This is a genomic window from Streptomyces sp. NPDC001678, from assembly GCF_042892945.1.
In the GTDB taxonomy this organism is placed as follows: Bacteria; Actinomycetota; Actinomycetes; order Streptomycetales; family Streptomycetaceae; genus Streptomyces.
The window spans coordinates 106,248-127,501 of record NZ_JBIAUP010000001.1 but is presented as its reverse complement, the minus strand read 5'-3'; the positions used below and the strand labels follow the sequence as shown (position 1 = coordinate 127,501).

The following is a 21,254-nucleotide window of genomic DNA, read 5'->3' as shown; positions in this document are numbered from 1 at the left end:
CAGCCTATAGGGGCGGCAGAACGGGCAGCGGAGCGCCACCTGTTTGGAGTTCCGCGCCGTCCCTGCGACCCGCCAGCCAGCCCAGCAGCGCCGGGGCCGTGCCGGTCACGGTGAGCGGCTCGCCCTCCGCGCGGCCGGAGGTCCAGGTGCCGCCGTCGGTGGAGACCAGCCGGAGGGCCGGTACGTCGGGGTGGCCGGTGAAGCGCTTCGCCAGGAAGTCGATCTCGCGGGCGGTGAAGCCGGCGGGCAGGTCCTCCAGGTCGTAGCCGATGCCGAGGTCGACGTGGTGGAGCTCGACCTCGATCAGCCGGCGGAAGGGGACGTTGGCGGCGGTGTCGGTCACGCCGTTGCGCAGGGTGACGGTGCGGTTCCAGTCGGCGGGGGTGGTCGCCGTGTCCAGGAAGCGGGCGCCCGCCGTGCGCAGGTCGTCGAGCTGGGTGGCCAGCGGGCGGGGCGCGCCGCTTTCGATGTCGGCGTCGCGGGCCTCGGCGCTCGTGTACATGGGGCGGCCCTCCAGCACGTTCACCAGGGCGTCCGCGTTGCGCGCGAGATGGGTCAGGACGTGGCCCCGGGTCCAGCCGGGCAGCCGTGACGCCTGGGCCGCGGCCGCGTTGTCCAGGGTGCCGGCGGCGGTGAGCAGCCGGTCGGTCGCCTCACGTACAGCGTTCAAGTCGTGCACATGATCAGTCATGGCGCCGACGATAGCCCCGCCACTCCTTCGGGTGAAGGAGGTCGATCCGGCCCGTAAATCGAATGTGCGTGCTATAGGCTCGTGGGTGGCACGGCATCGCTGACGACTTTTCGTGCGGCCCTTGGTTGTCAGACCTCCCCCGTACTCTGGATCGGGGGTGAGGACCAGCCCCCTCAGCTCTCCAGAGCCGACTCTCAAGAAAGGTGCCGACTGGCGTGGCAGACCGTCTCATCGTCCGTGGCGCTCGCGAGCACAACCTCAAGAACGTCTCGCTCGACCTCCCGCGCGACTCCCTGATCGTCTTCACCGGACTCTCGGGGTCGGGCAAGTCCTCCCTCGCGTTCGACACGATCTTCGCCGAGGGCCAGCGCCGCTACGTGGAGTCGCTCTCCTCCTACGCCCGGCAGTTCCTCGGGCAGATGGACAAGCCCGATGTGGACTTCATCGAGGGCCTGTCCCCGGCGGTCTCGATCGATCAGAAGTCGACCTCGCGCAACCCGCGCTCGACGGTCGGCACCATCACCGAGGTCTACGACTACCTCCGGCTGCTGTTCGCCCGGATCGGCAAGCCTCACTGCCCCGAGTGCGCGCGCCCCATCTCCCGGCAGTCGCCTCAGGCGATCGTGGACCGGGTGCTGGAGCTGCCCGAGGGCAGCCGCTTCCAGGTGCTCTCGCCGCTGGTGCGCGAGCGCAAGGGCGAGTTCGTCGATCTCTTCTCCGACCTCCAGACCAAGGGCTACAGCAGGGCCCGGGTCGACGGGCAGACGATCCAGCTCAGCGAGCCTCCGAAGCTGAAGAAGCAGGAGAAGCACACCATCGAGGTGGTCGTCGACCGCCTCACCGTCAAGGACAGCGCCAAGCGCCGGCTGACCGACTCCGTCGAGACCGCGCTGGGCCTCTCCGGCGGCATGGTCGTCCTCGACTTCGTCGACCTCGCCGAGGACGACCCCGAGCGTGAGCGGATGTTCTCCGAGCACCTCTACTGCCCGTACGACGATCTGTCCTTCGAGGAGCTGGAGCCCCGCTCCTTCTCCTTCAACTCGCCCTTCGGCGCCTGCCCCGAATGCACCGGCATCGGCACGCGCATGGAGGTCGACCCCGAGCTGATCGTCCCCGACGAGGACAAGTCCCTCGACGAGGGCGCCATCAGCCCCTGGTCGCACGGCCACACCAAGGACTACTTCGGCCGGCTGGTCGGCGCGCTCGCCGACGCGCTCGGCTTCCGCACCGACATCCCCTGGGCCGGGCTGCCCCAGCGGGCCAAGAAGGCCCTGCTCCACGGCCACAAGACCCAGATCGAGGTGCGCTACCGCAACCGCTACGGCCGGGAGCGCGCCTACACCACCGCCTTCGAGGGCGCGGTGCCGTTCGTCAAGCGGCGCCACTCGGAGGCGGAGAGCGACACCAGCCGTGAGCGCTTCGAGGGCTATATGCGCGAGGTGCACTGCCCCACCTGTGAGGGCACGCGGCTCAAGCCCATCGTCCTCGCGGTCACCGTGCAGGGCCGGTCCATCGCGGAGGTCTCCGCGATGTCGATCAGCGAGTGCGCGGACTTCCTGCGCGACATGAAGCTCACCGGCCGTGAGAAGAAGATCGCCGAGCGGGTGCTCAAGGAGGTCAACGAGCGCCTGAAGTTCCTCGTCGACGTCGGCCTGGACTACCTCTCGCTCAACCGCGCCGCCGGCACGCTCTCCGGCGGCGAGGCCCAGCGCATCCGGCTGGCCACCCAGATCGGCTCCGGCCTCGTCGGTGTGCTCTACGTCCTGGACGAGCCCTCCATCGGCCTCCACCAGCGCGACAACCACCGCCTGATCGAAACCCTCGTCCGCCTGCGCGACATGGGCAACACCCTGATCGTCGTCGAGCACGACGAGGACACCATCAAGGTCGCCGACTGGGTCGTCGACATCGGCCCCGGCGCCGGCGAGCACGGCGGCAAGGTCGTCCACAGCGGACCCCTCAAGGAGCTGCTGGCCACCGAGACGTCCATGACCGGTCAGTACCTGTCCGGCAAGAGGTCCATCCCCATCCCGGACGTCCGCCGCCCCGTGGACCCCACCCGCAGGCTCACCGTGCGCGGCGCCCGGGAGAACAACCTCCGCGACATCGACGTGTCGTTCCCCCTGGGCGTGCTCACGGCCGTCACCGGCGTCTCCGGCTCCGGCAAGTCGACGCTGGTCAACGACATCCTCTACACCCACCTGGCACGCGAGCTGAACGCCGCCCGGGCCGTCCCCGGCCGGCACACGCGCGTGGAGGGCGACGACCTCGTCGACAAGGTCGTCCACGTCGACCAGTCGCCCATCGGCCGTACGCCGCGCTCGAACCCCGCCACGTACACCGGCGTCTTCGACCACGTCCGCAAGCTCTTCGCGGAGACGATGGAGGCCAAGGTCCGTGGCTACCTGCCCGGGCGTTTCTCCTTCAACGTCAAGGGCGGTCGCTGCGAGAACTGCGCGGGCGACGGCACCATCAAGATCGAGATGAACTTCCTGCCGGACGTGTACGTGCCGTGCGAGGTCTGCCACGGCGCGCGCTACAACCGGGAGACCCTGGAGGTCCACTACAAGGGCAAGTCCATCGCCGAGGTGCTGGACATGCCGATCGAGGAGGCCCTCGAGTTCTTCGAGGCCGTGCCGACGATCTCGCGCCACCTGCGCACGCTCCACGAGGTGGGCCTGGGCTATGTCCGCCTGGGACAGTCGGCGCCGACCCTCTCCGGCGGCGAGGCCCAGCGCGTCAAGCTCGCCAGCGAGCTCCAGAAGCGGTCGACCGGGCGGACGGTGTACGTCCTGGACGAGCCGACGACCGGTCTGCACTTCGAGGACATCAGCAAGCTGATCAGCGTGCTGTCCGGGCTGGTCGACAAGGGCAACACGGTCATCGTCATCGAGCACAACCTCGACGTGATCAAGACCGCCGACTGGGTCGTCGACATGGGCCCCGAGGGCGGCTCCGGCGGCGGCCTCGTCGTCGCGGAGGGCACGCCCGAGGAGGTGGCGGCCGTACCGACCAGCCACACGGGCAAGTTCCTCCGCGACATGCTGGGCGATCGCGTCAGCGACGCGGCGGTGCCGGTGGCGCGCAAGGCGGCGAAGCGGGCGCCCGCGAAGAAGGCCGCCTCGGCGGCGAAGAAGACGGTGGCGGCGAAGGCCGCTACGGCCAGGAAGACGGTCTCGGCGAAGACCGGTACCGGCGCCGCCGCGAAGAAGACCGCCGCGAAGAAGACGGCGCGGGGCGCGGCCGCCCGCAAGGGCTGAGGCGGTCCGGCCACCGCCGGGCTCCCCGGCGGTGGCTGATCGCCGTCGCGGCGGAGGCACCCCACCCACTGCCGGTATTGTCGCTACGTCGTACCACCCGTACCACCGCTGGAGCTCCGCATGACGTCCCCCTCGGCTTCCCCGTCGCCCTCGGCGTCCCGCCGTACCGTGCTGCGCGGAGCCGCTCTGGCGGGTGTCGCCGGGGTCGGTGCCGCCGCGTGCACCGGTGGTACGGGCGCCAAGGGGCCGGCCACCCCCACCGCCCCCGTGGACCTGGGCGCGGCCGGGGAGATCCCCGTCGGCGGCGCGCGTCTCTACCGCGAGCAGAAGCTCGTCGTCTCGCGGCCCGCCGAGGGGGAGTACAAGGCGTTCAGCGCCGTGTGCACCCACGCGGGCTGCGTCGTCACCAAGGTCGAGAACGGGAAGATCAGCTGCCCCTGCCACGGCAGCACGTTCGACGCCGCCACCGGCAAGGTCCTCCAGGGCCCGGCGGGCGCGCCCCTGCCCGCCGTCCCCGTCAAGGCCGACGGCGGCAAGCTGATCGCCGGCCCCGACGCCTGAGCCACGCCCCCGGCGGCTACGACCAGTCCCAGGCGATCCCCACGATCCCCGGCCGGACCCCCTGCTCCACCAGGTGCACCTCCCGGTGCCGTCCCGCCAGCGTCAGCTCCTGCTGACCGCTGCGCGGCGCCCCCGCCGCGTTCTGGCTGAAGCGGCGGCACCGCACCGGCAGCGCCGCCTCGTCGAAGCGGACCCGCAGCACGTACTGCCCGCCCGCGAAGCTGAACCCCCGGACGTACTCGCCGCTCGGGCCGCCCGTGCCGTCGTCGAAGCCGTAGCCGAACACATGCGTCTCCCCGGCCCGCAGCCGCGCGTCGAAGAGCAGCTCGGCGACGAGGACGCCCGCCGCCGCGTGCCACCGGACCCGGCCCAGCCGGCAGTTCTCGCCGGCCCGTACGGTCATCCGGCCCGGGTCGCAGCCCTCGTCGCCGTGGTGGATGGCCACATAGCGGTCCACGCCGTCCCGGTGCGCCCGCACCACGTGGTGCGAGTCGCGGGCGCGCATCTCGCGCCCCGCGCCGATGGACACCCGCTCCAGATGGCAGACGGTGTGGAGGCCACCGTCCTCCGGCGACTCCAGCTCCGCCAGCAGCCGCTCCAGGGCCCGGGACTCCTCCACCAGCGAGCGGTACGAACGCGCGGCCGGCCGGTCCGGGGCCGTACGGAGGGCCGCCGGGTCGGTGAGTAACCGGGTCAGGGCCCGCTCCGGCAGGTCCAGCACGTCCTCCAGCATCCGCACGGCCCGCAGGGACTCCGGTCGCCTGGGTCTGCGGACGCCCTGCTGCCAGTAACTCAGGCTCGTCACCCCGACCTTCACCCCGCGCTGCGCCAGCCGGTGCTGCACCCGGTGCAGTGCCAGCCCGCGCACCGACAGTGCCGTGCGCAGCGCCAGGTGGAAGGGGCCCGATCGCAGTGCCCGGGCCAGTTCGGCCTCGGCAACGCCTGTGCTGGTGCGCGCCATTCCACTCGCTCCTCTGTCCGCGCTTTCCCGCTGTGGAGCCCCCGTGAAGCCCCCGTGTGCCTGTGAATATTCACGATCGACAGATGTATTGGCCATGCCTCGGCGTGTCGCTTTCCTACTGGACAGCCACGAGCCGTTCACATCCGGCGGGATTCGTTCACACCCGGGCTCCTGGCCGTATTGAAGCCGGTTGACCAGCCCCCGACAACATCCGATGCTCCTCACACGCGTCCGGACGCGCTCCTCCATCACCACCCCCCACCCACGGGAGGAACGCGAAATGTCCCGTGCTTCGGCATCGGCAACCACAGAATCAGCAACCGAGGAAAAGGCCCGTATACGCGGCAGACGGCTGTCCTTGACGGCCCTTGTCGCCGCCGCCCTGTTCGCCGTCCCCACCACGGCGAGCGCGGCGACCGGCGAACAGCCCGCGCTGCGAGCGGCGAACAAACTGAACATCGGCATGCAGGCGCAGCAGAAGACGAACTGGTGCTGGGCCGCCTCCGGCAACACCATCGCCACCTGGTTCGGCCGCAATTACAGCCAGAACCAGTTCTGCAACGCCGCCTTCAACCGTTCCCAGGGCAGCACATGCCCCAACAACCAGGCCACGCTGGGCAATGTGCAGAACGCCCTCGACTGGGCCGGCATCAATGAAGGCCGGTACGTCAACGGCTGGCTGCGCTACTCGACCGTCAAGTCCGAGATCGACGCGGGCCGCCCGGTCGAGACCCGGATCCAGTGGCAGTCCGGCGGCGGCCATATGCACGTCCTCTACGGGTACGACGACGCGAACAGCATGGTCTACTGGGGCGACCCCTGGCCCTCCAGCAACCGCTACAACTGGGCATCGCACAACTGGTACGTGAACAACAACCAGTTCTCCTGGACCCATTCGCTCTACGGGATCGGGGCGTGAGGGCCATGACCGACCGGTACATACCGAGGAACGCCGCCCGCGCTGCCGCCGCCGGCGCCCTGACCGCCGCGCTGCTGGGCCTCGCCCCGCTCGCCCACGCCGCGCCGCCCCCGGCCGTCCCCGCGCCGCCGCCGGCGGCCGGGATCGCCGAGGCCCACGACGCGGCCGCCGCGCCCGCCAGCCTGGCCACGCTCTCCCGCTTCTTCGCCCGCGACGGCGCGGCTCGTGACGGCGCGGCCCATGACGGCGCGCTCGCGAAGACCGACGCGCGCCCGAGGATCGACGGCGCGACCGTCCCCGTCTACACGCTCGACCGGGACTTCGTGGCGGGCAAGGAAGGCGCCCCGATCGCCCGGCTGGACTTCCTCGCCAGCACCGCCGTCTCGGCCGACGGGCAGAAGGCGTCGGTGTGGACCGCGCGCACCGGGAACACCTGGAGCGTCGTCAACATCGCCACCGGCGACGACGAGACGCGCTACGCGGCCGCCGGCGCCCGCAAACTCAGCGGTGGCACGGTCTTCCGCGAGCCGCAGATCAACGCCTGGTACGTCCAGCGCGGCGACCGCGTCCTGCCCCTCGACGAGGACGCCGTGCGGGCGGTCGGCGAGCAGGGCACCACGGTCGACGCCTACCGGGACCGGGTGCGCAAGGCCTACGGCGCCAAGCTGCCGGGCTCGGCCTACGCGAAGAAGGGCGTGGCCGGCGGCTACGACGCGAAAGACGCCGTGAACGGCGACGCGACGTCCGTCGCACCGGGGACCGATGCGGACCGGTCGGTGAGCGCGGCACCGGAAGGTGACGGCGGCTCCCCGATCGCGGCCCCCGCCGCGATGGCCGGCGGGGCGGCGGCCCTGGCCCTCGGGCTGGGGGCCGTGGTGGTGCGCAGGCACCGGCTGCGGCACCGCTGACGGCACCCCCCCACGGGGCCGTCCCCCGCTCCCGCTCCGGCCCCGGCGGCCACCACCGCCGGGGCCGGAGTCGTGCCCGTCCACGGGCCGGGGACGGGGGCCGTCCACGGGCCGGAACGGGGCGGCCGCCCCCCGTGAGCGGACGTGGGCGGACCGGCGGCCGGACGGTGGAGTTGTCAGTGCCCGCAAGTAGGGTGTGTGACATGGCCGACCCCAGCAGCTACCGACCCAAGCCGGGACAGATCCCCGACTCGCCGGGGGTGTACAAGTTCCGCGACGAGCACGGTCGGGTGATCTACGTCGGGAAGGCGAAGAGCCTCCGCCAGCGGCTCTCTTCGTACTTCCAGGACCTCGCCGGCCTCCACCCGCGCACCCGCACCATGGTCACCACGGCCGCTTCCGTGGAGTGGACGGTGGTCTCCACCGAGGTCGAGGCGCTCCAGCTGGAGTACTCCTGGATCAAGGAGTACGACCCCCGCTTCAATGTGAAGTACCGGGACGACAAGAGCTACCCCTCCCTCGCGGTCACGCTCAACGAGGAGTTCCCCCGCGTCCAGGTCATGCGCGGCCCCAAGAAGAAGGGCGTGCGCTACTTCGGCCCGTACGCCCACGCCTGGGCCATCCGGGAGACCGTCGACCTGATGCTGCGGGTCTTCCCCGTGCGCACCTGCTCCGCCGGAGTGTTCAAGCGCTCCCACCAGATCGGCCGCCCCTGCCTCCTCGGCTACATCGGCAAGTGCTCCGCGCCCTGCGTCGGCCGCGTCACCCCCGAGGAGCATCGCGAACTGGCCGAGGAATTCTGCGACTTCATGGCCGGACGTACCGGTGCGTACATCCGCCGTTTGGAACAGCGGATGCATGATGCCGCCGAGGAGATGGAGTACGAGAAAGCGGCCCGGCTGCGGGACGACATAGAGGCGCTCCGCCGCGCCATGGAGAAGAACGCCGTCGTCCTGGCCGACGCCACCGACGCCGATCTGATCGCGGTCGCCGAGGACGAGCTCGAAGCGGCCGTGCAGATCTTCCATGTGCGCGGCGGCCGGGTGCGCGGACAGCGCGGCTGGGTCACCGACAAGGTCGAGGCGGTCGACACGGCGGGCCTCGTCGAGCACGCCCTCCAGCAGCTCTACGGCGAGGAGAGCGGCGACGCCGTCCCCAAGGAGGTGCTCGTCCCCGCCCTGCCGGAGCCGGCCCCGCCCGTCGTCCAGTGGCTGACCGGCCGCCGGGGCTCCCGCGTGGACCTGCGCGTCCCGCAGCGCGGCGACAAGAAGGACCTGATGACCACCGTCCAGCGCAACGCCCAGCAGGCGCTCGCGCTGCACAAGACCAAGCGCGCCTCCGACCTCACCACCCGCTCCCGGGCCCTGGAGGAGATCGCCGAGGCCCTCGGCCTGGACTCGGCGCCGCTGCGCATCGAGTGCTTCGACATCTCCCACCTCCAGGGACAGGACGTCGTCGCGTCCATGGTCGTCTTCGAGGACGGCCTGGCCCGCAAGAGCGAGTACCGCCGCTTCCAGATCAAGGGCTTCGAGGGTCAGGACGACGTCCGCTCGATGCACGAGGTCGTGGGCCGCCGCTTCCGCCGCTATCTGCGGGAGAGCCTGAAGACGGGGGAGTGGGCCGAGGAGGCCCCGGCCGACGAGCCCGGCGGCGAGGTCCCCGCCGAGAACGGCGACCGGCCCAAGCGCTTCGCCTACCCGCCCCAGCTCGTCGTGGTCGACGGCGGGCAGCCGCAGGTGGCCGCCGCCCAGCGGGCCCTGGACGAGCTCGGGGTCACCGACGTGGCCGTGTGCGGCCTCGCCAAGCGGCTGGAGGAGGTCTGGCTGCCCGGCGAGGACGACCCGGTCGTCCTGCCGCGCACCAGCGAGGGCCTCTACCTCCTCCAGCGCGTCCGCGACGAGGCCCACCGCTTCGCCATCGCCTATCAGCGCGGCAAGCGCTCCAGAAGCATGAAGGCCGGACCGCTCGACGCGGTCCCCGGCCTGGGCGAGACCCGCAAACAGGCGCTGCTCAAGCACTTCGGCTCGGTCAAGCGGCTGCGCGCCGCGACGGTCGAGGAGATCTGCGCGGCGCCCGGCATCGGCCGCAAGACGGCCGAGACCGTCGCCGCGGCGCTGGCCGCGGCGGCCCCGCCCGCCCCGGCCGTCAACACGGCCACGGGCGAGATCATGGACGACGCGGAGGAATGATGGACCTGGCCGCACAGGACGGCTGCGGCAGACCGCGCCCGGACCGGCGCGGTCCGTCGTCCGGGCCGCACGCCCGGACAGGCCTCACTATGGAAGGGAAGACGACGCCGGTGGCGCCGTCGGCAGAACGGGGGAAGACAGGATGAACGTGACCGAGCGGGACGGAGCACAGGTGAGTACGGGCACGACGGTGGACGCTACCGGCGAAGCGGCGGGCATCCCCGAGCTGGTGATCATTTCCGGCATGTCGGGAGCGGGCCGCAGCACCGCCGCCAAGTGTCTGGAGGACCTCGGCTGGTTCGTCGTGGACAACCTGCCGCCCGCCCTGATCCCCACCATGGTGGACCTCGGCGCCCGCTCCCAGGGCAATGTCGCCCGTATCGCCGTCGTCGTGGACGTCCGCGGCCGGCGCTTCTTCGACAACCTCCGAGAGTCGCTCGCCGACCTGGAGGCCAAGAAGGTCAAGCGCCGGGTGATCTTCCTGGAGGCGTCCGACGATGCCCTGGTGCGCCGCTTCGAGTCCGTGCGCCGCCCCCACCCCCTCCAGGGCTCGGGCCGCATCGTCGACGGCATCGCCGCCGAGCGCGACCTGCTGCGCGAGCTGCGCGGCGACGCCGACCTCGTCATCGACACCTCCAGCCTCAACGTCCACGAACTGCGCGCCAAGCTGGACGCCCAGTTCGCCGGCGAGGAGGAGCCGGAGCTGCGGGCCACCGTCATGTCCTTCGGCTACAAGTACGGCCTGCCCGTCGACGCCGACCTCGTCGTCGACTGCCGCTTCCTGCCCAACCCCCACTGGGTGCCCGAGCTGCGCCCCTTCACCGGCCTCAACGAGGAGGTGTCCGGTTATGTCTTCAACCAGCCGGGCGCCAAGGAGTTCCTCGACCGCTACACCGAGCTCCTCCAGCTCATCGCCGCCGGCTACCGCCGCGAGGGCAAGCGCTATGTGACGATCGCGGTCGGCTGCACCGGTGGCAAGCACCGCTCCGTCGCCATGTCCGAGAAGCTCGCCCACCGTCTTGTCTCGGAAGGCGTCGAGACCGTAGTCGTCCACCGGGACATGGGGCGCGAGTGACCGGCCGGACCTTCCGGATGCGTCGCGTCCGCAAGCTGGTGCCCGGCCGCCCGAGCGGCCGGGCCGAGGGCCGTGCGCACCGGGGCGCCCAGCCCAAGGTCGTCGCCCTCGGCGGCGGCCACGGCCTGTCGGCCTCCCTCGCCGCGCTCCGCCGGATCACCGGCGACCTGACCGCCGTCGTCACCGTCGCCGACGACGGCGGCTCCAGCGGCCGGCTCCGCGACGAGCTGGGCGTGCTGCCCCCCGGCGACCTCCGCAAGGCCCTCGCGGCGCTGTGCGGCGACGACGACTGGGGGCAGACCTGGGCCCGGGTGGTCAAGCACCGCTTCGAGAGCCGGGGCGAGCTCCACGGCCACGCCGTGGGCAATCTGCTGATCGTCGCCCTCTGGGAGCAGCTGGGCGACCACGTCCAGGCGCTGGACCTGGTCGGCAAGCTGCTGGGCGCCCACGGCCGGGTGCTGCCGATGTCGGCGGTCCCGCTGGAGCTCCAGGCGCTGGTCAAGGGCCACGATCCGGCCGTCCCCGACGCGGTCACCACCGTGTGCGGCCAGGCCACCGTGGCGCTCACCCCGGGCGAGGTGCAGTCCGTGCACGTCGTCCCGGAGGACCCGCCGGCGGTGCCCGAGGCCGTGGCGGCCGTGCTGGACGCGGACTGGGTGGTGCTCGGCCCGGGCTCCTGGTTCTCCTCCGTCATCCCGCACCTGCTGGTGCCCGAGCTGCTGGAGGCGCTCCAGGAGACCAAGGCCCGCCGGGTGCTCTCGCTGAACCTCGCCCCGCAACCCGGGGAAACCGATGGCTTCTCCCCGCAGCGTCATTTGGAGGTTTTGGCCCGACACGCCCCTAAACTCGCCCTGGACGTGGTGCTGGCCGACGAGGCCGCCGTGCCCGACCGGGACAGCCTCATCGATGCCGCGAAGCGGCTGGGGGCCACGGTCGAGCTGGCGCCGGTCGCCTCGCCCGACGGCTCCCCGACACACGACCCGGAGCTGTTGGCCGCCGCGTACGACCGTATTTTTCGGATGCATGGAAGGATCGGCCCATGGCGATGACGGCAGCGGTGAAGGACGAAATCTCCCGGCTCCCCGTCACCCGGACCTGCTGCCGGAAAGCGGAGGTCTCGGCGATCCTGCGGTTCGCGGGCGGGCTGCACCTCGTCAGCGGGCGCATCGTGATCGAGGCGGAGCTGGATACCGGGATCGCGGCCAGGCGGCTGCGCAAGGACATCCTGGAGATCTTCGGGCACGCCTCCGACCTGGTGGTCATGGCCCCGGGCGGGCTCCGCAGGGGCAGCAGGTACGTGGTGCGGGTGGTGGCGGGCGGTGACCAGCTGGCGCGCCAGACCGGCCTGGTCGACGGCCGCGGCCGGCCGATCCGCGGGCTGCCCCCGCAGGTCGTCTCCGGGGCCACCTGTGACGCCGAGGCCGCCTGGCGTGGTGCCTTCCTGGCGCATGGCTCCCTCACCGAGCCCGGCCGGTCCTCCTCCCTGGAGGTGACCTGTCCCGGCCCGGAGGCGGCGCTGGCGCTGGTCGGGGCGGCCCGCCGGCTGCAGATCGCGGCCAAGGCCCGCGAGGTGCGCGGTGTGGACCGGGTCGTCGTCCGCGACGGCGACGCGATCGGCGCGCTGCTCACCCGGCTCGGTGCCCATGAGTCGGTGCTGGCCTGGGAGGAGCGGCGGATGCGCCGCGAGGTGCGGGCCACCGCCAACCGGCTGGCCAATTTCGACGACGCCAATCTGCGCCGCTCGGCGCGGGCCGCCGTCGCCGCGGGGGCACGGGTGCAGCGGGCGCTGGAGATCCTCGGCGAGGAGGTCCCCGAGCACCTCGCGGCCGCCGGCCGGCTGCGGATGGAGCACAAGCAGGCCTCCCTGGAGGAGCTCGGCGCGCTCGCCGACCCGCCGCTGACCAAGGACGCCGTCGCCGGCCGGATCCGCCGGCTGCTGGCCATGGCCGACAAGCGCGCCCAGGACCTGGGCATCCCCGGCACCGAGTCGAACCTCTCCGATCTGTCGGACCTGTCCGAGGAGATGGCCGAGGGCATGGTCGGCTGACCTGCCCCGCCGTCACCCCGACGCCGCCCCCGTTCACCCGCAAGGGTGGCGGGGGCGTTGTGCTGTCCACGGCCGGGCGGAAAACGCGCCATTGACATGATCATGAAGAGTCGGAAGCCTGCCGTCCGTGCACCGACGTGACAGTCAATGGCAAGGGGGGCACATGAGACGCAGGACGAGAACGGCCCTCGCGGCGGCCGCGCTGTTATGCGGCGGCGGCCTCGCGACGGCACCCTTCGCTGAGGCAGTGCCACCGACGACCGCGCCACCGGCCGCGACACCGCCCGCAGGCCCCGACACCCTGACCGCGTGGACCGCCCGGGTCACCAGCGCCCAGGTCCCGCTGCTGCTCCGGGCCGGCGTCGACGGCCATGAACTGGGCCGGCGTGTCACCGACGGCGAGAAGACGCCCGTCGAGGTCGTCCTCACCGGCAGGCAGGCCGAGGAACTGCGCCGCCAGGGCGTCGACATCACCGAGAAGCGCGTACGGAACCACCAGGGCCCGGCGCCCAAGGGCGACGGGGTCTTCCGCCCGTACAGCGGGAAGAACGGCCTCCAGCAGGAGATCACCGACACCGCCCGCACCCACCCCGGCCTCACCAAGGTCGTCAGCATCGGCAGGACCGTACGCGGCCAGGACATCCTCGCCCTCAAGGTCACCAAGGACGCCGCCGCACGCCACGACGGCGACCGGCCCGCCGTGCTCTACATGTCCAACCAGCACGCCCGCGAGTGGATCACCCCGGAGATGACCCGGCGGCTGATGCACCACTACCTCGACAGCTACGGCAAGGACGACCGGATCACCAGGATCGTGGACTCCACCGAACTGTGGTTCGTCCTCTCCGCCAACCCCGACGGCTACGACTACACCTTCCAGAGCCCCGCCACCCGTCTGTGGCGCAAGAACCTCCGCGACAACGACGGCGACGGAAAGATCACCGCGGCGGACGGCGTCGACCTCAACCGCAACTTCCCCTACAAGTGGGGCTACGACAACGAGGGTTCCTCCCCGAACCCGGCCTCCCAGACCTATCGCGGGCCCGCCGCCGCCTCCGAACCGGAGACCAAGGCGCTGGACTCCTTCGAGAAGGAGCACCGCTTCACCTACGCCGTCAACTACCACTCCGCCGCCGAACTCCTGCTCTACGGCGTCGGTTGGCAAGTGGCCACCCCCACCCCCGACGACGTCCTCTACAAGGCGCTCGCCGGCACCCCCGAGAAGTCCGCGATACCCGGCTACCGGCCCCAGGTCTCCTCGGAGCTCTACACCACCAACGGCGAGGCGGACGGCCACGCGGCCAACGTCAACGGAACCATGATGTTCACCCCGGAGATGTCGACCTGTCAGACCGCCTCCGCGGTCGACCCCGACGACCGCTGGGACCCGGCCGACTGCCGTTCCTCCTTCATCTTCCCCGACGACGAGAAGCTGATCCAGCAGGAGTTCGCCAAGAACGTCCCCTTCGCCCTCTCCGTCGCCGAGTCCGCGCGCCACGCCGATCGCCCCTCCTCCTCGGTCGGCCTCGACGCCCCCGACTTCACCCCGCACGCCTTCACCACGTCCCACGCCCGTGACGGCGAGCAGACCGTCGCCGTCACCGCCCGCAAGAGCCTCACCGGCATCCGCGCCCACTACAGCGTCGACGGCGAGCCCGAGACCACCGTGCCCGTCAAGGCCTGGGACGGCGGCGACCGCTACGGCGGCGAGGACAACCTCCGCTTCGACCAGTACCGCGCCACGCTCCAGGGCGCCCACTCCGGCTCCACCGTCCGCGTCCGGTTCAGCGGACAGACTCGCGACGGGCACGGGACCACCAGCGAGCCGTTCACCTTCACCGTGGCCGACACCCCGCGCGCCGACACCCTCGTCGTCACCGACGAAGGCCCCGGCGGCGCCTCCCGGCACGCCCCGGACTACGTCAAGGCCCTCACCGACAACGGCCGCAAGGCCACCGTCTGGGACGTCGCCACCCAGGGCGCGCCGCCCGCGCTGGGCGTGCTCAGCCACTACGACACCGTCCTGTGGAACTCCGGGGACGCCCGCCCCGACGGCGCGACCCTCCTCGCCGTGCGCGACTTCGTCAACGAGGGCGGCAAACTGATCGCCGCGGGCACCAAGGCGGGCGGCGAGTCCCGGGTCGGCGACGCCGACACGGACGACTTCGCCCAGTACTACCTGGGTGCCGGTGCCCGCACCTCGTTCGCCCAGGCCACGCGCTTCACCGGCGCCGGTGAGCTCACGGGCGCCACGGCCGCCCTCGGCACCGGTGGGAGCCCGCTGGCGCTCGCCGGGGCCTACCGCCCGATCTCCGACGAGCTGCCGCCCGACACCTTCCCGCAGTTCCGCACTGCCGCAGCCGGTGAGTACCGCTCACCGGTGACGCAGAGTGATGGACCGGGGATGCGGGACCGCGGTGCCGCGGCCCTCACCACCCGGGACACCGTCCTGCTGGGCTTCGGTCTTGAACACGTGCCCGACCCGCGCGAGCGAGCCGGGCTGATCGGCGCCGCACTGCGCGCCATCGGCGGCTGACCTGCAGCTGAGCGGGATTGAGCACGGCTGAGCGCGCCTGACAGCCCCCGCCGCCAATGTCACGTACCTCCCCTGTTAGAGGTAGGGTCGGTGGTGGTCGGGGACATCCCAATACAGCCGCCGGGCAGCCCGGCACACCAACGAGGAGATCGGTTCGTGACGATCCGCGTAGGCATCAACGGCTTTGGCCGTATCGGTCGTAACTACTTCCGTGCGCTCCTGGAGCAGGGTGCGGACATCGAGATCGTCGGTGTCAACGACCTGACCGACAACGCCACTCTGGTGCACCTGCTGAAGTACGACTCCATCCTGGGTCGTCTGAAGCAGGAGGTCAGCCACACCGACGACACGATCACCGTCGGCAACATGACCTTCAAGACGATGGCCGAGCGCGACCCGGCCGCCCTCCCGTGGGGCGAGCTCGGCGCCGACATCGTCATCGAGTCCACCGGTATCTTCACCAAGCGCGAGGACGCGGCCAAGCACCTGGCCGCCGGCGCGAAGAAGGTCCTCATCTCGGCTCCGGCCAAGAACGAGGACATCACCATCGTGATGGGCGTCAACCAGGACAAGTACGACGCGGCCAACCACCACGTCATCTCCAACGCCTCCTGCACCACCAACTGCGTGGCGCCGATGGCCAAGGTTCTCGACGAGAACTTCGGCATCGTCAAGGGCATGATGACGACGGTCCACGCGTACACCAACGACCAGCGCATCCTGGACTTCCCGCACTCCGACCTGCGCCGCGCCCGCGCCGCCGCGGAGAACATCATCCCGACCTCGACCGGTGCCGCCAAGGCCACCGCCCTGGTCCTCCCGCAGCTCAAGGGTAAGCTGGACGGCATCGCCATGCGCGTCCCGGTCCCGACCGGCTCGGTCACCGACCTGGTCCTCGAGCTCGACCGCGAGACCAGCAAGGAAGAGATCAACGCCGCCTTCCAGAAGGCCGCCGAGGGTCAGCTCAAGGGCATCCTCGAGTACACCGAGGACGCGATCGTCTCCTCCGACATCGTGAACTGGCCGGCCTCCTGCACCTTCGACTCCTCCCTGACCATGGTCCAGGGCAACCAGGTCAAGGTCGTCGGCTGGTACGACAACGAGTGGGGCTACTCCAACCGCCTGGTGGACCTGACGGTCTTCGTCGGCGGCCAGCTCTGACCTTCGCCTGACCGGCAGTCCGCACTACTGTCACCAGGCACCGAGTGTGGGGATGGGGCTCGCACGACGCGACGACGCGTCGTACGGGCCCCGTCTTATGACTAACGAAGTCACGGAGTCACTGCATGAAGACGATCGACGAACTGATCGAAGGCGGCGTCGAGGGGAAGCGGGTCTTCGTCCGCGCCGACCTGAACGTGCCGCTCGACGGCAGCACCATCACCGACGACGGCCGCATCCGCGCCGTCGCGCCGACGATCGCCAAGCTCGCCGCCGCGGGCGCCAAGGTGATCGTCGCCTCCCACCTGGGCCGTCCCAAGGGCGCCCCGGACCCCCAGTTCTCCCTCGCCCCGGCCGCGAAGCGGCTCGGCGAGATCCTGGGCAAGAACGTCTCGTTCGCCACCGACACGGTCGGTGACAGCGCGAAGGCCACCGTCGCCGCACTGGCGAACGGCGAGGTCACGCTGCTGGAGAACCTCCGTTTCAACGCGGGCGAGACCAGCAAGGACGACGCCGAGCGCGGCGCCTTCGCCGACGCGCTCGCCTCGCTCGCCGACCTCTACGTCGGCGACGGCTTCGGTGCCGTGCACCGCAAGCACGCCTCGGTCTTCGACCTCCCCGCGCGGCTCCCGCACGCCGCCGGCGACCTGATCGCCACCGAGGTCGGCGTGCTGAAGAAGCTCACCGACGACGTCCGGCGCCCCTACGTGGTCGTGCTGGGCGGCGCCAAGGTCTCCGACAAGCTGGGTGTCATCGACAACCTGCTGAAGAAGGCCGACCGCATCCTCATCGGCGGCGGCATGTCGTACACCTTCCTGGCCGCCAAGGGCCACGAGGTCGGCATCTCGCTGCTCCAGGAGGACCAGAAGGGCAAGTGCCTGGAGTACCTGGCGGAGGCCGAGAAGCGGGGCGTGGAGTTCGTCCTGCCGGTCGACGTGCTGGTCTCGGCCGACTTCCCCGACCTGAAGACCAAGGCCCCGGCCAACCCCGAGGTCGTCGCCACGGACGCCATGCCCGCCGACAAGGAGGGCCTGGACATCGGCCCGAAGACGCGTGAGCTCTACGCGGCCAAGCTGGCCGACGCGGGCACCGTCTTCTGGAACGGCCCGATGGGCGTCTTCGAGCACCCCGACTACGCCAACGGCACCAAGGCCGTCGCCCAGGCCCTGCTGGACTCGGACGACTTCACCGTCGTCGGTGGTGGCGACTCCGCCGCCGCCGTGCGCATCCTGGGCTTCGACGAGAACGCTTTCGGCCACATTTCGACCGGTGGCGGCGCCAGCCTCGAGTACCTCGAGGGCAAGACGCTCCCCGGCCTCGCCGCACTGGAGGACTGAACCACCGTGAGTGCACGCACCCCGCTGATGGCGGGCAACTGGAAGATGAACCTCAACCACCTCGAGGCCATCGCCCACGTCCAGAAGCTCGCCTTCACCCTCGCGGACAAGGACTACGACGCCGTAGACGTGGCCGTCCTGCCGCCCTTCACCGACCTGCGTTCGGTGCAGACCCTGGTCGACGGCGACAAGCTGAAGATCATGTACGGCGCCCAGGACATCTCGGCGTACGACTCCGGCGCGTACACCGGTGAGATCTCCGGTGGCATGCTCGCCAAGCTCAAGTGCTCCTTCGTCGCGGTGGGCCACTCCGAGCGCCGCCAGTACCACGGCGAGACGGACGAGCTCTGCAACGCCAAGGTGAAGGCCGCCTTCGGCCACGGCATCACCCCGATCCTCTGCGTCGGCGAGGGCCTGGACGTCCGCAAGGCGGGCAACCACGTCGCCTACACCCTGGCGCAGCTCGAGGGCGGCCTCAAGGACGTCCCGGCCGAGCAGGCCGCGACGATCGTGATCGCCTACGAGCCCGTCTGGGCCATCGGCACCGGCGAGGTCGCCACGCCGGAGGACGCCCAGGAGGTCTGCGGTGCCATCCGCGCCCGCCTGGCGGAGCTGTACGACCAGGAGCTGGCCGACAAGGTCCGCATCCAGTACGGCGGCTCGGTGAAGTCCGGCAACATCGCGGCGATCATGGCGCAGCCCGATGTCGACGGCGCCCTGATCGGCGGGGCCTCGCTGGACGCGGACGAGTTCGTCAAGATCGTCCGCTTCGCCGACCAGTAGCGGCTATGACGACGGCCCCCCGCCGTCGTACCCTGTCGGGGCCGGGACCGGCGTAAACGCCGCTGCCCGGCCCCGCAGTGTTTTCCATCCAGTCAGTCCGAGAGAGTTGGTCCAGCCGTGGTCATCGGGTTCTCGATCGCCCTCATCGTCTTCAGCTTGCTGATGATGATGCTGGTGCTCATGCACAAGGGGAAGGGCGGCGGCCTGTCCGACATGTTCGGCGGTGGCATGCAGTCCTCCGTCGGCGGTTCCTCGGTCGCCGAGCGCAACCTCGACCGGATCACCATCGTGGTCGGTCTGCTGTGGTTCGCGTGCATCGTCACGCTCGGCGTGCTGATGAAGGTCGGCAGCTGACGCACCGTCGCGGACGCGGCCTATGATTGAGGGCGCGTCCTCGCGGCCGGGCTGTAACTCCTGCCACTGGACGCGCGTTGGGCCTTACGTAGACTGAGGCGCCCGCAGCGGAGCGGACTGTCGACCCCGCGGCGCAGCCGCTGTTCGGCACAGTGCAGCACCATCACGCAGGGAGTTACGACCGTGGCAAGTGGCAACGCGATCCGAGGAAGCCGGGTCGGGGCGGGGCCCATGGGAGAGGCGGAGCGGGGCGAATCAGCACCCCGACTGCGGATCTCCTTCTGGTGCTCCAACGGGCACGAGACGCAGCCGAGCTTCGCCAGCGACGCCCAGGTGCCCGACACCTGGGACTGCCCCCGCTGCGGCTTCCCGGCCGGTCAGGACCGGGACAACCCGCCGGACCCGCCGCGCACGGAGCCGTACAAGACCCATCTCGCCTATGTGCGCGAACGGCGCAGCGACGCCGACGGCGAGGCGATCCTCGCCGAGGCGCTCGCCAAGCTCCGTGGAGAGATCTAGCACGACCGAGCGGCCCGGCCGGACACCCGAAAAGGTGTCCGGCCGGGCCGCTTGTCGTTTGCACCGGGAATCGACGGCTGATCAATTAGGTTGGAGAGAGCGGGGAAATCACGAGGAGAAGTGGACTGATGTCCGAGATGAACGCAGAGAGCCGCACCAGGCTGGACCGCACTCCCGAGTGGAACGCGCTCGCCAAGCACCGTGACGAGCTGGGGGAGGTGCACCTGCGGGAGCTCTTCGCCGACGACCCGGACCGGGCCGGCAAGTACACCGTCTCCGTCGGCGACCTCCACCTCGACTACTCGAAGCACCTGGTCACCGACGAGACCCTGCGGCTGCTGCGCGAGCTGGCGGCGTCGGCCGACGTCGCCGGGCTGCGGGACGCGATGTTCCGCGGCGAGCGGATCAACACCACCGAGGACCGCGCGGTGCTCCACACCGCCCTGCGCGCCCCGGAGTCGGCCGTCATCGAGGTCGACGGGGAGAACGTCGTGCCCGCCGTGCACGCGGTCCTGCGGAAGATGCAGATCTTCACCGACCGGGTCCGTTCGGGTGAGTGGAAGGGCCACACCGGCAAGCGCATCAAGAATGTCGTCAACATCGGCATCGGTGGATCCGACCTCGGTCCGGCGATGGCGTTCGAGGCGCTGCGCGCCTACACCGCCCGCGACATGACGTTCCGTTTCGTCTCCAACGTGGACGGCGCCGACCTCCACGAGGCGGTCCACGACCTCGACGCCGCCGAGACGCTCTTCATCGTGGCCTCCAAGACCTTCACCACGATCGAGACCATCACCAACGCCACCTCCGCGCGGAACTGGCTCCTCACCGAGCTGCGCGCCGACGAGAGCGCGGTCGCCAAGCACTTCGTCGCGCTGTCCACGAACGCCGAGAAGGTCGCCGACTTCGGCATCGACACCGCCAACATGTTCGAGTTCTGGGACTGGGTCGGCGGTCGCTACTCGTACGACTCCGCCATCGGCCTCTCCCTGATGATCGCCATCGGCGGCGACCGCTTCCGCGAGATGCTGGCCGGCTTCCACCTGGTCGACGAGCACTTCCGGTGCGCGCCGCCGGAGGAGAACGCCCCGCTGCTGCTCGGCCTGCTGGGCGTCTGGTACGGCAACTTCCACGGCGCGCAGTCGCACGCGGTGCTGCCCTACAGCCACTACCTGTCGAAGTTCGCGGCCTACCTCCAGCAGCTGGACATGGAGTCCAACGGCAAGTCGGTGGACCGTGACGGCCGGCCGGTGAGCTGGGAGACCGGCCCGGTGGTCTGGGGCACCCCGGGCACCAACGGCCAGCACGCGTATTACCAGTTGATCCACCAGGGCACGAAGCTCATCCCGGCAGACCTGATCGGCTTCGCCCGCCCGGTGGACGACCTCCAGCCCGGGCTGGTCGCCCAGCACGACCTGCTGATGGCCAACCTCTTCGCCCAGGGCCAGGCCCTCGCCTTCGGCAAGACCCCCGAGGAGGTCGCGGCGGAGGGCGTCCCGGCGGAGCTCGTCCCCCACAAGACGTTCAAGGGCAACCACCCGACGACGACGATCCTCGCGAGCGAGCTGACGCCGTCGGTGCTCGGTCAGCTGATCGCGCTGTACGAGCACAAGGTCTTCGTCCAGGGCGCGATCTGGAACATCGACTCCTTCGACCAGTGGGGCGTCGAGCTCGGCAAGGTCCTCGCGAAGCGGGTGGAGCCGGCGCTGACGGAGGGGGCGGACGTGCCGGGTCTTGACGCGTCGACGGCGTCGCTGGTTTCGCGGTACCGCGAGCTGCGGGGGCGCTAGCCGCTGGGCTGCGGCGTCTCGGCCGGGCGCCGTCGCGGCGGGGTTGGGTGCCCCGGTCCCGCCCCTTCCCGTTTCCTGGGGGGCAAGCCCCCAGACCCCCCGGGGGTCCGGGGCGTAGCCCCGGGAAACGGTGAAAGGGCGGGGCTGGGGCCTCCCTCCCGCC

General features: G+C 70.9%; 16 protein-coding genes and 1 pseudogene. 15 read left to right on the top strand and 2 right to left on the bottom strand.

Annotated features, from left to right (window positions below):
* Positions 1-4 precede the first annotated feature (4 nt).
* Positions 5-691 (bottom strand): maleylpyruvate isomerase family mycothiol-dependent enzyme, encoded by a 687-nt coding sequence (locus ACFYZR_RS00615; protein ID WP_391902857.1) that lies wholly within the window; start codon positions 689-691, stop codon positions 5-7.
* A 215-nt stretch (positions 692-906) separates the two neighbouring features.
* Here ACFYZR_RS00615 and uvrA point away from each other — a divergent pair, with 215 nt between their 5' ends.
* Both uvrA and ACFYZR_RS00605 read left to right on the top strand, forming a co-directional pair.
* Positions 907-3,951: an excinuclease ABC subunit UvrA gene (gene uvrA, locus ACFYZR_RS00610; protein WP_391902854.1), complete on the top strand. Its 3,045-nt coding sequence runs from the start codon at positions 907-909 to the stop codon at positions 3,949-3,951.
* A 120-nt stretch (positions 3,952-4,071) separates the two neighbouring features.
* Complete coding sequence (locus ACFYZR_RS00605; RefSeq protein ID WP_391902851.1) at positions 4,072-4,512, top strand: Rieske (2Fe-2S) protein; 441 nt, start codon at positions 4,072-4,074, stop codon at positions 4,510-4,512.
* A 16-nt stretch (positions 4,513-4,528) separates the two neighbouring features.
* Here ACFYZR_RS00605 and ACFYZR_RS00600 read toward each other — a convergent pair whose 3' ends face one another.
* Positions 4,529-5,473 (bottom strand): hypothetical protein, encoded by a 945-nt coding sequence (locus ACFYZR_RS00600; RefSeq protein WP_391902849.1) that lies wholly within the window; start codon positions 5,471-5,473, stop codon positions 4,529-4,531.
* 280 nt (positions 5,474-5,753) lie between these two features.
* On the opposite strand from ACFYZR_RS00600, the gene ACFYZR_RS00595 reads away from it, so the two are divergent.
* The 13 genes and pseudogenes from ACFYZR_RS00595 to pgi all read left to right on the top strand — a co-directional run bounded on the left by ACFYZR_RS00595 (position 5,754) and on the right by pgi (position 21,091).
* The gene (locus tag ACFYZR_RS00595; protein WP_391902846.1) at positions 5,754-6,392 is read left to right on the top strand and encodes a papain-like cysteine protease family protein; all 639 of its coding nucleotides are present in this window, start codon (positions 5,754-5,756) and stop codon (positions 6,390-6,392) included.
* A 5-nt stretch (positions 6,393-6,397) separates the two neighbouring features.
* Positions 6,398-7,300: a hypothetical protein gene (locus tag ACFYZR_RS00590; RefSeq protein WP_391902843.1), complete on the top strand. Its 903-nt coding sequence runs from the start codon at positions 6,398-6,400 to the stop codon at positions 7,298-7,300.
* Between the two features lie 203 nt (positions 7,301-7,503).
* On the top strand, positions 7,504-9,489 hold the full coding sequence (gene uvrC, locus ACFYZR_RS00585) for an excinuclease ABC subunit UvrC (RefSeq protein WP_391902841.1): 1,986 nt from the start codon (positions 7,504-7,506) through the stop codon (positions 9,487-9,489).
* 142 nt (positions 9,490-9,631) lie between these two features.
* Positions 9,632-10,564: an RNase adapter RapZ gene (gene rapZ, locus ACFYZR_RS00580; RefSeq protein ID WP_391902837.1), complete on the top strand. Its 933-nt coding sequence runs from the start codon at positions 9,632-9,634 to the stop codon at positions 10,562-10,564.
* A complete protein-coding gene (gene yvcK, locus ACFYZR_RS00575; protein ID WP_391902835.1) occupies positions 10,561-11,613 on the top strand; it encodes a uridine diphosphate-N-acetylglucosamine-binding protein YvcK in 1,053 nt (350 codons plus the stop codon). The genes rapZ and yvcK overlap by 4 nt, the downstream gene beginning before the upstream one ends.
* Positions 11,604-12,611, top strand: coding sequence for a DNA-binding protein WhiA (gene whiA / locus ACFYZR_RS00570; RefSeq protein ID WP_071964484.1), 1,008 nt, complete (start codon positions 11,604-11,606; stop codon positions 12,609-12,611). The genes yvcK and whiA overlap by 10 nt, the downstream gene beginning before the upstream one ends.
* Positions 12,612-12,774: 163 nt before the next feature.
* Positions 12,775-15,030, top strand: a pseudogene (locus ACFYZR_RS00565) (M14 family metallopeptidase); the annotation flags it as partial.
* 273 nt (positions 15,031-15,303) lie between these two features.
* On the top strand, positions 15,304-16,308 hold the full coding sequence (gene gap / locus ACFYZR_RS00560) for a type I glyceraldehyde-3-phosphate dehydrogenase (RefSeq protein WP_311613295.1): 1,005 nt from the start codon (positions 15,304-15,306) through the stop codon (positions 16,306-16,308).
* Positions 16,309-16,433: 125 nt separating this feature from the next.
* Complete coding sequence (locus ACFYZR_RS00555; RefSeq protein ID WP_391902830.1) at positions 16,434-17,645, top strand: phosphoglycerate kinase; 1,212 nt, start codon at positions 16,434-16,436, stop codon at positions 17,643-17,645.
* Positions 17,646-17,651: 6 nt separating this feature from the next.
* Complete coding sequence (gene tpiA / locus ACFYZR_RS00550; protein WP_391902828.1) at positions 17,652-18,428, top strand: triose-phosphate isomerase; 777 nt, start codon at positions 17,652-17,654, stop codon at positions 18,426-18,428.
* Between the two features lie 123 nt (positions 18,429-18,551).
* A complete protein-coding gene (secG, locus tag ACFYZR_RS00545) occupies positions 18,552-18,782 on the top strand; it encodes a preprotein translocase subunit SecG (protein WP_391904307.1) in 231 nt (76 codons plus the stop codon).
* 183 nt (positions 18,783-18,965) lie between these two features.
* A complete protein-coding gene (locus ACFYZR_RS00540; protein ID WP_003957010.1) occupies positions 18,966-19,301 on the top strand; it encodes an RNA polymerase-binding protein RbpA in 336 nt (111 codons plus the stop codon).
* 137 nt (positions 19,302-19,438) lie between these two features.
* Positions 19,439-21,091, top strand: a complete 1,653-nt coding sequence (pgi, locus tag ACFYZR_RS00535; RefSeq protein WP_391904304.1) for a glucose-6-phosphate isomerase — start codon at positions 19,439-19,441, stop codon at positions 21,089-21,091.
* The last annotated feature ends 163 nt before the right edge of the window (positions 21,092-21,254 follow it).